The organism is Kitasatospora sp. NPDC004272, from assembly GCF_053603035.1.
Genome location: NZ_JBSGET010000197.1, coordinates 1 through 11604 on the forward strand (window position 1 = coordinate 1; position 11604 = coordinate 11604).

11 protein-coding genes and 1 pseudogene are annotated in these 11604 nt (G+C 71.7%); 9 read left to right on the forward strand and 3 right to left on the reverse strand.

The genetic code is table 11. From position 1 onward, the window contains the following. Positions 1–92 precede the first annotated feature (92 nt). The 9 genes and pseudogenes from ACWEO5_RS35825 to ACWEO5_RS35865 all read left to right on the forward strand — a co-directional run. Positions 93–170 (forward strand): annotated as a pseudogene (locus ACWEO5_RS35825) (endonuclease domain-containing protein); the annotation flags it as partial. Between the two features lie 9 nt (positions 171–179). After that, complete coding sequence (locus ACWEO5_RS35830) at positions 180–950, forward strand: hypothetical protein (protein ID WP_452166287.1); 771 nt, start codon at positions 180–182, stop codon at positions 948–950. Positions 951–1065: 115 nt separating this feature from the next. After that, positions 1066–1698, forward strand: a complete 633-nt coding sequence (locus ACWEO5_RS35835) for a hypothetical protein (RefSeq protein ID WP_452166288.1) — start codon at positions 1066–1068, stop codon at positions 1696–1698. A 10-nt stretch (positions 1699–1708) separates the two neighbouring features. Continuing rightward, positions 1709–4192 (forward strand): hypothetical protein, encoded by a 2484-nt coding sequence (locus ACWEO5_RS35840; RefSeq protein WP_452166289.1) that lies wholly within the window; start codon positions 1709–1711, stop codon positions 4190–4192. Next, positions 4192–4743 carry a helix-turn-helix domain-containing protein gene (locus ACWEO5_RS35845; protein ID WP_452166290.1) on the forward strand — a complete coding sequence of 184 codons (552 nt, stop codon included), beginning with the start codon at positions 4192–4194 and terminating at the stop codon, positions 4741–4743. Before ACWEO5_RS35840 ends, ACWEO5_RS35845 begins: the two co-directional genes overlap by 1 nt. A gap of 40 nt (positions 4744–4783) precedes the next feature. Next, a complete protein-coding gene (locus ACWEO5_RS35850) occupies positions 4784–5041 on the forward strand; it encodes a hypothetical protein (RefSeq protein ID WP_452166291.1) in 258 nt (85 codons plus the stop codon). A gap of 532 nt (positions 5042–5573) precedes the next feature. Next, positions 5574–6491 carry a hypothetical protein gene (locus ACWEO5_RS35855; RefSeq protein ID WP_452166292.1) on the forward strand — a complete coding sequence of 306 codons (918 nt, stop codon included), beginning with the start codon at positions 5574–5576 and terminating at the stop codon, positions 6489–6491. 64 nt (positions 6492–6555) lie between these two features. Next, on the forward strand, positions 6556–8022 hold the full coding sequence (locus ACWEO5_RS35860; protein ID WP_452166293.1) for a hypothetical protein: 1467 nt from the start codon (positions 6556–6558) through the stop codon (positions 8020–8022). A 101-nt stretch (positions 8023–8123) separates the two neighbouring features. Then, positions 8124–8582 (forward strand): hypothetical protein, encoded by a 459-nt coding sequence (locus ACWEO5_RS35865; RefSeq protein ID WP_452166294.1) that lies wholly within the window; start codon positions 8124–8126, stop codon positions 8580–8582. A 178-nt stretch (positions 8583–8760) separates the two neighbouring features. On the opposite strand, the gene ACWEO5_RS35870 is transcribed toward ACWEO5_RS35865, so the two are convergent. The 3 genes from ACWEO5_RS35870 to ACWEO5_RS35880 form a co-directional block, all read right to left on the reverse strand. Continuing rightward, positions 8761–9126, reverse strand: coding sequence for a hypothetical protein (locus tag ACWEO5_RS35870; protein ID WP_452166295.1), 366 nt, complete (start codon positions 9124–9126; stop codon positions 8761–8763). Between the two features lie 129 nt (positions 9127–9255). Further along, positions 9256–9663, reverse strand: a complete 408-nt coding sequence (locus tag ACWEO5_RS35875; protein WP_452166296.1) for a hypothetical protein — start codon at positions 9661–9663, stop codon at positions 9256–9258. Next, positions 9657–10358, reverse strand: a complete 702-nt coding sequence (locus ACWEO5_RS35880; RefSeq protein ID WP_452166297.1) for a replication/maintenance protein RepL — start codon at positions 10356–10358, stop codon at positions 9657–9659. The genes ACWEO5_RS35875 and ACWEO5_RS35880 overlap by 7 nt, the downstream gene beginning before the upstream one ends. Positions 10359–11604 lie beyond the last annotated feature (1246 nt).

Below are 11604 nucleotides of genomic sequence, written 5' to 3' on the forward strand. Positions count from 1 at the left end.
GCCTCCCCACACCGGATCGGATGTCCACCGACATCCAACCGGTTCCGGCGGCACCACCGCCAACCCGGTGAACCTTCTCGGTCAGAGCACTAGAGGTCGATCACGACCACGCGACGCATCAGGTCAGGGGCGCGCTCTGCCGGCAGTGCAACGGCGAGCTCGGCTCGCTGGAGGCCGCGTTGCGGGTGCCCCAGCGGGAGTTCCAGAGCCGGGCCGGGGACCTGCACCGGGTGCTGTGGCGGACCGGCACCGTTGCTCTCGCCCGCTACGCCCGGGCCATCGCCTACCTCGGCCTCACCGAGGCGGAGTACGAGCGGCGGCTGCGCGCGGTGCACGCCGAGCTGGCGCTGCCGTTCGTCTACTGGACCCCGGTGACGGCGGAGCCGCCGACGCTCCGGAGCCCGTGGACGAAGATCGGGCCGCTGTGCGACGACGAGGAGGCGGAACGGCATCGAGCCCGCCTGCTGGCGACCGAGGGGCCGCTGCACCTGTGCGTGCGGGTGACGCGGGAGCCGGACGACGGAGTGAACAGCCCGGCTCCGCGCGGGCTGGTGGTCACCAGTGGATGGACCGAAGGCGCCCGTGCGTACCAGCGGGAACTGCTCGCGGCGAAGCCGCCGGCCTCCACCGAGCGGGCCGACGAGCGTGATCGGGCGTTCGCGGAGCTGGCGGTGCCGGTGCTCACCAGCCGGCCGCTGACCGCCGAGCAGTTCACCGCCGCGCACTGGCGGGACGAGAAGATGCCGGGCACGCCGGAACAGCTGGCGGAGTTGCTGCTGAGCTACGGGTACCTGCCGCGCTGGTTGGACCTGGCGGTGCGGATCGTGCTGGAGGACCTGGGCGAGGACCTGCCGAACCGGAAGTGGGCGGTACCCAGCCGGGCTCGCCACCACTGGAAGGCTCTGTTCACCCACTGGCGAGACCGGCGGGTCGTTCAACCGTTGGGCTGATCTGATACCGAGCTTTTGGAGGGGCGTGCGGCGCTGCCGCGCGCCCCTTCCTCTTTGACACCCAAAGTGAACACCTCTACCATTTAGTTGTCTTCTACTGTTTAGGAGTGATGTGGTGAGGGTGAGCTTCGGCGGCGAGGGCGTGGAGGTGCCCGATGACCTGGGGCGGGCCCTGCTCGCGGCCCTGCGCGAGGAGCGGGTGCAGCCGCCGCAGGCGTCGGCGTTCGACGAGCTGACCGCACTGGTGGAGCGGATCGGCGGGGTGACCCGGCATCTGGCCGTGGTGAAGGAGTTGGCGATGTGCAGCGCGGACGCCTCCGGCGGCTACTCCAACCGCCGCGCCCTGGGCGACGCGGCCGGCATGTCTGCCTCCCAGCTCGCCCGGGTCCTCGAGGGCCACGGCCTCCCGAGGGACCGGCGTAGCGGCGGCGTGGACCTGGTCGTCGCCTTCCGCGCCAACGGCACCGACGACGAGCTCCACCCGCACGCCGAGCTGGACGTGACCGGCCTGCCGGAGTTCACCCTGCCGCCCGTCCCGGACGCCGCGCCGACCCACCAGTTCGCGGGCCGGGAGCTGACCTTCTACTACCGCCCGCAGGTCCCGATCGGCCGGGCCGACCTCGGCCGCTCCGCCGGCTACGCCCTGCGCCACCCGGAGCGCGGCCTGACCGCCTGCGTCACCGGCCAGGTCTTCGACGCGCTGGCCGGCGACCCCCGACTCGACCCGACCCGACCCAACGGACGCTGAGGAGCGATCGATGTCCGACGAGCTCTTCGACTCGGTCGACGCCCTGCTCTCGGGCGTGCGCACCGGCCTGCCCGACCCGGCGGAGCGCCAGCGGCTGCGCCTGGCGGCCGGTCTGACCGTCACTCAGGTCGCGGTCGCGCTGCGGGTGAACTCCAGCCTGGTGAAGGGCTGGGAGGACGGGACCGCAGCCCCGGGCCCGGAGGTCGCCCCGGCCTACATGCGCCTGCTGGAGGGCCTCGCGGCCCGCTTCCCCGCCCCGGCTCCGCCCGCCGCGCCGGTGCCGCAGACGGCCGCCGCTGCGCCGCAGCAGGGTGTGGCGCTGGACCAGCACCCGGACGGTTCGCTGGTGATGGGCCCGGCCGAGCCGTGCGTGCAGTGCGGGCAGCCCTCCGTCTACCGGGCCCAGGGACGCCCGATGCACCTCGGCGGGTTCTGCCGTCCCGCGGCCGCCGTCCCCGCGCCCGAGGCCGCTGCCCCGGCCGGGCGGCAGGCCCCCGCGGCCACCGCCCCGGCCCCGGCTGCCCAGGGCACCGCCGTCCCGACCGCCCAGGCCGAGCCCGCACCGGCTTCTCCGGCACCGGCCGCTGCCTCGCCGTCCCGGCCCGCACCGTCGACCACCGCTGCTTCGGCGCGGGGCGGCCAGCGCCCGGCAGGGACTCCGGCCCGGGCCCAGGGCCGTTCGTCCGCGCCGCGCACCACCAGCCCGACCGCGGCAGCCGCTCCGGCGGCCAGCCGGTGGGTGCCGGTGGTGGCGCTGGACGCCGCCGAGGACGGCAGCTGGGTGCTGGACGTGCCCGGCTTCCCGGTCCCGGCGGGACCGAAGCTCGGCGACTGGTTCGCGTGGCTGGGCACCGGGCTGCCGCTGCGGGTCGAGCGCGCCCACCCGCAGGGCCGGGGCGGGGACGGCGCGGTGTGCCTGACCGCCGCCGCCCTCAAGCAGCTCGGCCTGCCCGCCGCGCTGCCGAGCACGGACAAGGCGCTGAACGCGCTGCAGGCGAAGCTCGCGAAGGCCGCCGCGGCGGTCGGGATGGAGGTCTCCGAGAGCATCGGGCCGGTGTTCCGGGCGTTTCGCCGCGCCGGGTCGGCGGGCGGGCCGAAGACCTCGCTGCAGGTGACCGTCGCGCCGTGGCTGGGGCAGGGCGATGCCCGGCAGCAGGCCGTCAGCGCGCTGGCCGCGCCGCTCGCCGCCGCCCCCGACGGCACCCGGGACGGGGCGACGTTCGCCCGCCGCTACCGGACCTTCACCGCCGACCTCGGCGTCGCCCCGGGCGCGACCACCGCCTCCACCGCGATGCTGCTCCTGGACGCGGTTCGGCCGCGGGTGGAGTGGGTGAAGGACGAGGCGACGGGGGAGTGGTCCTCGCACCTGCGCGAGGGCGCGCTCCCGGCCGGGGACCGGTGCGTGCCCATCGCGGCCGGCGCCCGCCACCCGCTCACCCGCGAACTCCTGTCCGGGGGGCAGGCGGTGTGCGAGGAGGAGGACTACAAGTGGTGGGCGCGCGAGCTCACCGCCGACGAGGCCGGCCGCCGGTTCGCGGTCGCGGTCGACGTCTGCGCGTCCTACCTGTCGGTGACGGACTCCCTGCCGCTGCCGATCGGCGAGCTGGAGCACGTGAGCAACCCGTCCTGGGGCAAGGGCAAGACCGCGGGCCTGTGGCTCGCGGACTTCACCGGCGTCGAGGTGGACGAGTTGCTGCCGCACCCCGCGACCTTCCACGGCCGCCCGCCCACCGGGCCCGGCTGGTACGCCACCCCGACGGTGGCCTACATGGCCAGCACGTACGGCTTCGACCCGGCTTCGATCACCGAGGCGTATCTGTCGACGCACACCGCGCCGCTGCTCAAGGAGTGGACGACCCGGGTGCGGGGCGGCTACAAGCGTGTCTACGCCGACCTCGGCCTCATCGACGGCCAGGGCCCACAGGAGTTCCTCGCCGCGTACGCGGTCCACAAGGAGGTCGGCACCGATGCGGTGCGGGCGGACGCCCTGACGCTGGGCTCCCTGTACAAGAACATCTACAAGGGCGGGATCGGGAAGTGGTCCGACTCCGCCCGCCACCTCGACGACGAAGCCTGGTTGGAGAAGGTCGCCGGCTCCTGGTCGTACCGGCCGGAGATCCGCTTCCACATCATCGCCGCCGCCCGGATCGCCGCCCACCGCCGCATGCGCAAGACCTACCTGCTGACCGGCCGGGCGCCGTTCGCGGTGAACGTCGACTCCTACCTGTACGCCGCCGACGCCCCGTCCCCGATCGAGCTCCTGCCGGTGAAGGACGACGGCTCCCCGGTGCCGGGCGCGCTGCGCCTGGGTATCGCGCCCGGCTCGCACAAGCACGAGGCCTCGATCCCGCTGCAGGAGGCGGTGGCGGCGATGGAGCGGCGCGAGCACCCCTCCAAGCTGACCCACCAGTACGCCACCGACGGCACCCCGATCCAGACCAGCACCGCCACCGAGTCCGAGAGCACCGACGAGCAGAAGGAAGGTGAGAGCTGATGGCCGGCGGATTTAGGGGCCTGTTCGGGAAGGTCCGCGAGTCGCTGTTCCCCAGCAGGAAGGCCCCCGTGCAGACCACCACCCAGGCCGGGCAGGTCCGGGAGCGCAAGTACGGCGGCAGCACCAAGGCCATGGCCGCCGCCTACGGCGTCTCCGCCCGCACCATCTCCCGCTGGGTCGACGGCACCCGCCACCCGGCCGGCAAGCACCGCGAGAAGCTGCGCCTGGACGCGGTCGACGTGCAAACCACCGAGACCGGCCGCAAGCGCAAGGCCAAGCAACTGGCCAAGCTCGGTCCGCACTCCGGGATCACCGCCCGGGTCGGCCGCGCGCATACCTTCGAGATCCAGGGATCGGACGCCGTCCGGGCCCGTGACATCCACCTCGATCTCACCGGCGACCAGGCCGCCGCCCTCGCCCTCGCCCAGGACGAGGGCGAGGTCCGCGAGATCATCGGCGGAGCCCTGGCCGAGTACTTCAACGGCGGTGTCTCGGGCGGCTTCGGCCCGGACGACTTCGAGTACGACCCCGAAGACTTCGACCTGAGCTGAGCCCACCCCACCCATCACACCGGCAGACAGGACCAACGCCATGACGAACACCCTCGCCACCCCCTCTGCCGTCGACCAGCGGTGGGTCCTCGACTACGACACCGCCTACCGGCTGTGGGACCAGGACCTGATCGAGCACTGCAAGCCGCACTACTCCATGAACCCCACCACCGGCCGGATCGAGATTGACGGCCTCACCCTCTGGGCGAACGACGGCCGCCCGCGGGCCTGGGCGCGCTTCGGCGACACCATCCACCGCGCCCCCGACGGCACCTGCACCATCCACCGCGCCGCCTGAACCACCGTCCCGCTCTTCGGCCGGGTCGCTCCACCAGAGCGACCCGGCCGAAGTGCGTCCCTCTCCCACATTGCCTGCCGGAAATCGACCTGGACGACATGGCCATGGCCTGGACACCTCGGAGCTGACCCACACCCTTCCCGATCACTGCCGGACTCGAAGTCAAGTCCCTTCTGAACCAGGCTAGTTGAATGCACCCGGGTCGGACGGCCGCCAGTCGACCACCGTCGACCGGCCTTGGCATCGCGACTCATCGCCAGCACTGCGCGACCAGTTAAAACGGCTGGATCGCGCGTGAAGGACCACCTCTTCCGCCACAATGAAGCCACCGGAACGACATCCCGAAACGCCCGAACCGAAAACAGGGCACCGCCAGAAGGCCCCGGACGATCGAATACCCGGCCGATCAGAGCTCATAAAAAGAAAGGCCGGAACGAATTCCTCACACGCCTCCACCGACCTGCCCGCCCGGTCGCAGCCGTCGTTGAACCGCACCGCCGAGATCCGCACCACCGAGAAGGGAAGGCACCACATGCCGCAGTCCGCGAACTCGCCGATCTCCTACACCCGTTGGGGCGATGTCCCCGCCCACCTGCTCACCCGCACCGCCCTGGCCGACCTCGACCTGCCCCGCCAGCCCGCCGGCCCCGTCCGCGCCACCATCGACACCCGCAACGCGATCGGGCGCAAGGCGACGTTCGAGCTGTACGACGTCCGCGAATCGCAGCCCACCTCGGCCAGCGCCGCGCAGCTCGCCGCCGCGGCCGCCCGCCGCACCACCACCCGCACCTGCCAGGACTGCGGCGCCCACCCCGACGCCCCGCTCGTCCCGGCCACCGGCGGCCACCTGCTGTGCCACACCTGCGCCCACATCGCCCGCCTGCGCGAGCGCCAGGCCGCCGCAGCCGCCGACGCCCGGGACGTCGCCGCCACCGTCGCCCGTCTCCTGGACGACGAGCACCTGGCCGTCCTCGCCGTCCAGTACGTCCCGGGCGAACCCACCGCCCACGGCACGCCCCGCCCGCCCGCCGCGGCCCGCATCACCGTCCTCGACCGCACCGGCACCACCCTCTTCGACGAGACCGTCCGGCTGACCGGCCCCCGCACCCCCGGCGCCCCCGCGCACGCCGTCGACCACGCCGAACCCATCACCCACCTCACCGACCTGCTCGCCGAGCGCACCGTCGTGATCTGGTCCCCGGCCGACCTCGACCCCCTGCGCGAGGCCCTGCGCCGCCGCAAGCCCACCTGCGCCCTGCAACTGCCGAACCGCGTCAACAGCCTCAAGCCCGCCGCCACCCGCTGGCGCGCCGACCTCGACCCCTCCACCGGCTTCCACCGCGCCCCCACCCCGCCCACCACCGCCGACCGCACTCTGCTCCTGCTGCGCCGCATCGCCGCCGCCGAAGTCGCCCAGCAGCCCGTCGAAGCCCTGCTCGCCGCCTGCTGACTCCCTTGCCCAGCCAGGCCGGGCCGCCGAGCCCCTCCCGGTGTTCGGCGGGCTGGGAAATCTGATGTTCTTGTCGCTCTCGACCGGGATGCTGGTGTGCATGAACGACCGGGAGCAGCACGACGACGGTGAAGTGCAGGACGGCGAGCAGGCGGTAGCGAAGGAGTCAGGCCCCGGCCGGGTGAGGATCGTCCGGCCGTTCCCGCTCGACTACGACCCGCTGGGCCCCTTGCGGGCCCAGCTCGCCGATCTCGGGCGGATCGTGAACCAGCCCCTGTTCAACACCCTGGCCTCGATCAGGGCGGAGCAGAACGCGCAGCTCGCGGCATCGGTGGCAGCGGCGGCAGGGGTGAAGACGAGCATCATCGGCTCCGACCTGGTCTCCTCGATCGTCGGGGCATCGAGGGCGTCCGAGATCCTGCGGGACTCGATCGCCATCGCCACGGCGGAGCAGCGCTCGGTGCTGACGGAGGCCCTGCGGATCGCCCCGCAGCTGCCCGGCTCCTTCGGCAACGTGACCGGGCTGATCGGGAGCGACTTGAAGGCGTCCTTCGCCGACGCGCTCCAACTGCGCTTCGTGGCCACCGATCTCCTCTCCTCGACGCTCAAGGGCGGGGCGTTCTCCGAGACGCTGCGAACCTCGGTGGCCACAGCCCTGGCCGGCCAGCGGTCGGTGCTGTCGGAAGCCCTGCGGATCGTCCCGGTGACCGGCCCCTCTCCGGCCGACCTGTTCAGCAACATGGTGGGATTGGCCGGCAGCAACTTCGCGGCTTCCTACGTCTCGCCGCTGATGGGGATCGCGGAAGAAATCCGCCGGTCCCTCACCAAGGACCTGTTCGCCGGGTTCGACCGGATCCGCGACCTGGTCAAGGACTGGCTGCCCGACAACCTGGCCGACCTCGGCGAGGAGCAGTGGGCGTGGCTGCTGCGCGGCGCCGCCAAGGACGGTGCCTGCTTCGCCTGGGCACCGCGCGCGGAGATCGTCACCGCCCTCCTGGCCCTGCCCACCGCGACCGCTCGCCAGCAGTACCTGGTCGACCACCGCCAGGAGGTCGTCCAGGACGTGGAAGCCAGCCTTCAGGAGGTGGACCACCCTGACCTGGAAGACCTGCGAGAACTCACCCTCCAAGCCGCCGCCTGCCTCCGCGACGGCCACGACGCCCCCGCCCAGGCGCTGCTGGGCAACGTGCTGGACACCCTCATGACCGCCCACGGCAAAGCCTGGCTGCGCAGCTACTTCCCTCAAGGCACGTTCCCCAGCAGCCCGAACACCGGCAGCCACAAGGTGATCACCGGAGTCCTCGGGGCCTACACCGGCGACACCCAACTACGGAGGCTGCCGGCCATCCTCCTGGTCACCGCGATGAAGAACGTGTTCAGCGACCTCAAGCAGCAGCACAACTTCAACCGGCACCTGGGCGCGCACAAGGCTTCCGCCCGCACCTACCGCAGCGGCTTCGCCTTCACGGCCCTGCTCAACACCCAGGCGCTGCTGCGCCTGGTGGACCGCTACCTGTACGCCAGCACCTGACCGCCAAGAGCGCCAAGCCGAAGGACACGGCGTTGGTGGCCCCGGTCGGTACCCGGGGCCGCCGACCTCTATCCACAGGCCTCCGGCTGAACGCTGGCCTGATGACCAATCACACCAACTCCAGCCCGGCGCCCGGCGCGTACGGGCGGCGCCGCCGCCAGATCCAGCGCCTGATCGACCACGGCCGGCTGAACGACCTCGCCCCCGAGCCGGGCGACGAACGCCTCCTGGACGCCCTCGCCCGCACGGACCACCGCACCGCCCTGGACGTCCAGGGCTGGCTCACCACGGCCTTCCTGAACAGCATCGGCTGCTACGCCGACCCCGCCGTCCGTGCGGCCTCCCGGCTACCCGCCCTGGTCCTCGAGGAGGCCGAGCGCCAGCACCCCTGCCCGGCCGCCTGTCCTGCCGCGGGTTCGCGGTGCGATGGCTGTGCGCAGGCCTGCGGGAGCGGCGCCCACCGCGGCCTGGCCCTGCTGTTCCGTAACCTGTCTAACGCCCTCGGCGCCCGCCAGCAGCACGCCCAGCGCCTCCTGGAGGCCCGCGCCGCCTCCGAGTAGGCATAGCGACAGGTCCCGGTCGGGAACACCGCCGAGCGCGGTGTTCCCGACCGGGACCTTGAGTTCGTTCTGCTGGAGCAGAACGAACTGATCAACCCTGTGATGACAAAGCCCGCCGTAGCCCGCCCTGGCCCGTCTGCCTCTCCGAGCGGGAGGGCAGGCCAGCGAGTGCTGTAGGTCAGATGAAGTCGGCAAGGCGCCTGTCGTTCAACCGTTGTCCGGCTTCCAGCAGCCACTGCCTGAGCTGATCTGCCTGCTCGGCGTCGTGCAGCATGTCCAACGCCTCACTCCGCTGTCGGGCCTTGTTCTCCCGATCTGGGCAGTTGGCGGAGACAGTGAGGTGTGCGAGGGAAGCTGCTTGCCCCTTTTCCGCGAAGTCCGACAACGCTTCAAGGACCAGCGGCAGGTGATCCCATACTGCCCGTCCCATCTCGTAGTTCACCGTACGCCGCTCCATCGTGGTGATCACCGCCTCTGCCGTGCTGACCACCGCATCGGCCATCCCCTCGCGGGCCCTCTGCCTCCAGGTGGCGTGCTCTTCCAACTTCGGTCCTCCGACGTTCTTAGCTGGCGTCCGGCGCGAACTCGGCCGGTCGGGTGATGTTGATGGCCGTGGGCTGTCCGACCATGCTGGCCTTCTTCGCTGAACTCGACAGGGCCTGCCCGTTCGGGCCTACGCGGTCTTCTTCCGGGAGGGCACGGCGGTCAGGTGCCGGGTGGGGACTGGAGCGGCGGGCGCGGAGGGCTCGGGCAGTTCGCCGGCCTGGATGGCCTGCAGGGCGTCGGTGATGCCCGCCTCGAGCTCCTCGACGGTGTTGTAGCCGGCGAACAGCGGGTGGATGTTGTAGCTGCGGTAGCGGCCCTCGGGCCGCAGCACGACGTGCCGCTCCACGAGCTGGTTCACCGCGATGGACGTCCGGTTCTTGCTGAGCCCCACGGAGGCCGCCAGCTCGGCCTGTGAGGCGTTCACCTCGCCTCCGGAGTGCTGGACCTCCGACATGGCGCTCAGAACGTCGTAGGCGGCCTTGGAGAGCCCCAGACGGTGCAGCTGCGCCATAGCGAGGTGCGACTGAATCAGCATGCCTGTCCCTCCACCACCAGGTCGTCGTTGTCGTCCCCGAACGCCAGCTGCCTGCTGCGCGGCGGCGGGAGCTTCGGCGGGACGAAGTTCGGGAACTCCTTGTCCGCCGCCTTCTTCATCTCATCGTCCCGCATCTGCGGGAAGTGCTGACGCAGGGCGGCCGAGGCGTCCGCGCGCAGCTGGGCGAGCGTCTCCTCCTGGACGTCGCCGTTGCCCTTGAAGCAGATCAGCGGGTTCACCACGATCACCGAGTTCGACCGGCGCTGGAGCATGTGCCAGCCCTCCAGCGTGCCCAGGGCCCGGGTCACGTTCGCCCGCTCGATCCCCAGGTGCTTCGCAATGGCCGCGTGGGTGGCCTTGAGCCGGCCCTTGCGCTGACGGCCCATGCAGAACACCAGCACCGCCGACTGCGCGGGCGACATTCCGTGACGGGCGATCAGCACGGCCAGGACCTCGGAGAGGAAGTCGTTGCTGACCTGGCTGTAGCCCTCGCGACCGAAGACCTGGTGCGGGGCCCGGTAGACCCAGTCCACCTTCGCGGCCTGCACCGGCCGGCCGGGCTTCGGCGGCCGCTGCTCCATCGCCTTGGCGAAGCTGTCCGCCAAGGACGTCGTCCGCGGCGGCTCGGGACTCTCCCCGGCCTTGCCGCGCCTTGCCTGGGCCACGCTGCGCTCCGCTTCCTCGGTCCCGATCATGTCTTCCGGCACCCTAGTCGAGATTGTCACCGCAATCCGGGAACTTTGTCCCCGTCGGCGTGGCCCCCTTGTGTCGGGTGCGACACCAAGCGTTGACGCGGGAGACGCTGACACCCCAGCTGAGCAGCACAAATGCTTTTGTCCCTCTTTTCGGGGCCAAATCTGGTCCCTCGGTGTCCGCCCCAGCACAGACCCGCAGGTCAATGTGCCAGAACCAACACATAGCCTCCGGCAAAACCCCAGGTCACAGCCGCAATCCACCGCGGCCCCTCTTATCAGTAAGACGCACGCGCGCGAGGCCCAGCCACCACCGCCCACCACACGCCCGCGGGCACGTACGCGGCCTTCCCGCCGTCCGGCGGCATCGGCCTGCGGCCGATCCGGCAGTGCCGCGCTCGCTGCGCTCCACCTGGACCGGACGGCGGGTCAACTGCCCTTCCGCCGGACGTGCGTGGCTTCCAGCCGCGCGGAGTGCCGGCGGGGGCTCCTCCGGACCCCGCCCCCGCCGGATCGACCTCGGAGCACAGGGCTCGGGCGATGGGCCCGACTCCCGGCCGACGTGCCGCAGCGATCCGGCTCAGCCGGACTCCCCAACGAATTACGCACCATTGAATCCATCAATCTTTGCCCGCATTCCGCCCGTTCCTTCCGCTCGAAAATCGGCTATCAGGGGCGGAGAAGAGGGCCCCGGTTGTCAATTAAACCAGCGTATTCGGTGGCTCTTCGGCGAAGCTGATTCATCACCGGAATAAGCACCCCCGGGAGCTCGTCACAGCTCCAGACTCTAGCGGCTTGCCCAGTTTGATGCAGCCCCTTCGGGCGAAGCCCGCCCCTCTCCACTCCTTCGAGCGACCCCACCACCTGGCCACCCCTCACCACCACCCTACCTGGGCCCACCCGACCCCCAGGCCGGCACTCGCCATCACACCGCACCCACCCCAGGCCGACCTCCAGCCCCTCACCCACCCGGGCCGAAGGCCCTACCCGCCCACCACCCATCAACCCTCCTGGCAAAGACTGGAGTTGTCCCCCATGCGGCCCTTGATCCGCCACAGCACCCCGCACCCCCACCGGGGCGCAGCCCCGGCAGGCCCGGCGCAGCCGGGCGCCGTGGCGGCGCAGCCGCCACCCAGCACCGGGCGAAGCCCGGAGCCCCCGGCCGAAGGCCGGGGGGGGTGGGAAGAGGGGGGGGGAGGGGAAGAGTGTGTTATGAGGCGGGTAGATATCGGTGGTGGCCGGATCATTA